The sequence below is a fragment of the Halorubrum tibetense genome, assembly GCF_042661865.1.
Lineage (GTDB): Archaea > Halobacteriota > Halobacteria > Halobacteriales > Haloferacaceae > Halorubrum > Halorubrum tibetense.
Genome location: NZ_JBHSWW010000316.1, coordinates 1 through 2,531, shown reverse-complemented (window position 1 = coordinate 2,531; position 2,531 = coordinate 1). Strand labels below are relative to the sequence as shown.

The following is a 2,531-nucleotide window of genomic DNA, read 5'->3' as shown; positions in this document are numbered from 1 at the left end:
GCCGCGACCCGGACGAGGTCGCAGCCGCAGTCGCCGCCGAACAGGACCGCCGGGCCGCGCTGTGGTGTCTGATCGGCGACGACTTCCTCGAATCGGTGTTCGACCCGCCGGTCGTCGCGGAGTGGCTCGCCGCGCGAGGGTACGACCACACCCCTGCGGACGTAGAGCGGCTCGGCGAGCGCGTCTGGACGCTCGTTCGGTTGTTCAACGTCCGCGAGGGGTTCGACCGGGACGACGACGCGCTCCCCGCGGCGATCACCGGCGCGAGCGGCGAACCGAGTGACGGGGGTGACGAACCCGAGGGAGCCGCCAAATCGGAGGGAGCCGACGGAGACGATGACGTCGACGGCGGAAGCGATGAGAGCCCGCCTCCCGGGATCGATCCCGACGAGTTCGACGACCTGCTCGACCGGTACTACGCGGTCCGCAGCTGGGACGCCGACGGTCGGCCGACGCGCGAGCTGGTCGAGCACCTCAGGCTGGACACCCTTCCGGACCGACCGCGAGTCGGCGAACGCCCGGCGAGTCCGGACGACTGACTCGACGGGGATCGTCACCGAGAGACAGGAACACGTCCCGGACCCGGAACGTCCGTTCGTCTCGCCGCTACGGAGCCGCCTGCTTCGTCGAGACGAGTTCGATCACGTCGCGGTGGGCGAGCTCGTGTCCGGTACCGACCTGTCGGCCGCTCCGACAGTCGGTGCCGTGGAGTAGCCCCTCGCCGATGTCGGAGTGGATGTGGAACGCGAACTCCTCCGTCGTCGCGCCCTCCGGAAGGATGAAGCAGTCGCGGAAGACGCCCTTGTTGTCGTCACGGGTTCCGCTGGCAGTGCCGGGGAAGACGGCGATGCAGCCGAGCACGTCGAAGACGGCGGCTTCCAACGCGTGCTGGACGCCGGTTCCATCGAACGTCGCGACGTGCTCGCGGATCCGTTCGAGTCCCGCCTCCTGCTCGTCGGAGACGTCGCCGACGATCTCGAACGCGTCGTCGCCCGCGGTGTACTCGACGACGCCTGCCTCGTCCGCGTTCTTTAGCGCCTTCTCCGCGTGGGCGCTCGCGGGGACGAACGAGAGGTGGTCGTAGTCGGGGTCCGCCGTGATCGTCTCCCAGTTCGCCCGGGCTTCGGGCGTGTCCATCTTGTTGGCGGCGACGACCATCGGTTTCGTCCGCTTGCGGATCTCGCGTGCGAGCGACGCCCGGTCCGCGTCGTCCCACGCGTCGGGGTCGAGCGCGAGCCCCTCGGCGAGGATCACCTGTTTCATCTCGTCTTTGGAGATCCCGAACGCCGACATCTGCTCGGCGAGCTCTATCTCGATGGCGGCGTCGGCCCCGTGATACCGGGTTTCGAACTTCTCGATCCCCTTCTCTAAGACGTCGAGGTACCACTCGTCGAGCTCCTCCTCTAAGAAGTCGATGTCCTCGCGAGGGTCGTGGCCCTCGGTCGCCTCTCCTTCGATGTCGGTCGTTCCGGAGAAGTCGACGACGTGTACCAACACGTCGGTCTCGTTGAGGTCGGTCAGGAACTGGTTGCCGAGCCCACGTCCCTCGTGAGCCCCGGGGACCAGCCCAGCCACGTCGACGAGCTCGACCGGAACGAACCGCGTTCCATCGCGACAGACGCCGACGCTCGGGGTACACGTCTCGTCGAACTCGGGGGCCGCGCAGTCGACCCGCACGTACGCCTCCCCGACGCTCGGGTCGATCGTCGTGAAGGGATAGGCTCCCTCGGGCACGTCGTTCATCGTCGCCGCATTGAAGAACGTCGACTTGCCCACGGAAGGCTTGCCGACGAGACCGATCCGATAACTCATTACTCTCGGTGGGTCGTCCGCGGTGAAAAACGATGCGAGAGGAGCCTCGCCGCGGGATCGAGTCGCATACCCGGGGGTACTCGACCGAGGAACTCGGGCCAGGCACTCGAATCGGACACCCGTGTCGGGCGCTCGACTCGCGAACGCGGTCACCGATCGGTCGAGCTACGCCTCCCGGAGGTGGTCACAGTCCCCGGCGTGGACGCTGACACGACCGTCTCCGGTCTCGATAACGAGCGCGCCAGGCGGTTCGACGTCGACCGCGGTCCCGACGACGTCGCCGGTCGCCGTCTCCACTCTCACCCGTCGGCCGAGCGTGATCGCCCGCTCACGCCACGCCGGGAGGACCGCGTCCGGGTCGGCACCGAGCTCGGCGACGCGGTCGAGGAGTCGGATCACGGACCGACGGCGGTCGACGTCCCCTCCGAGCACCGCTCGCAACGACGTGGCCCCCGCGGGCAACGCTTCCGAGTCGATGTTCGCGTTGACCCCGATCCCGACGACGAGCCAGGAGACCCGGTCCGCTTCCCCCTCCATCTCGGTGAGGACCCCGGCGAGCTTCTCGCCGCCCCGTTCCGCGGCGGCCTTGCTCTCGTGAGCGTCCGGATCCGCCCCACCTGTCCGGCGGAGCAACACGTCGTTCGGCCACTTGATCCCGCCGTCGACGCCCGCCGCCCGAAAGGCGTCCGTCGTCGCGACGGCGGCCGCGAGAGTCACGA

The 2,531-nt window shown here is 68.7% G+C and carries 3 protein-coding genes; 1 reads left to right on the top strand and 2 read right to left on the bottom strand.

What is annotated here, in order from left to right; genetic code table 11:
* Nucleotides 1–539: aldehyde ferredoxin oxidoreductase C-terminal domain-containing protein (locus ACFQEU_RS14375; protein WP_379783268.1), on the top strand; the 539-nt coding region annotated here is incomplete at its 5' end.
* A 67-nt stretch (nt 540–606) separates the two neighbouring features.
* Here the strand turns inward: ACFQEU_RS14375 and ACFQEU_RS14370 are convergent.
* Nucleotides 607–1,812 (bottom strand): redox-regulated ATPase YchF, encoded by a 1,206-nt coding sequence (locus ACFQEU_RS14370; RefSeq protein ID WP_379783266.1) that lies wholly within the window; start codon nt 1,810–1,812, stop codon nt 607–609.
* Between the two features lie 165 nt (nt 1,813–1,977).
* Nucleotides 1,978–2,531, bottom strand: a 554-nt coding sequence (locus tag ACFQEU_RS14365) for a biotin--[acetyl-CoA-carboxylase] ligase (RefSeq protein ID WP_379783264.1), incomplete at its 5' end; no start/stop codon positions are given.

Excerpts from the sequence above, each read along its gene's own strand:
- ACFQEU_RS14370 (WP_379783266.1), bottom strand. The coding sequence starts at position 1,812 with ATGAGTTATCGGATCGGTCTCGTCGGCAAGCCTTCCGTGGGCAAGTCG.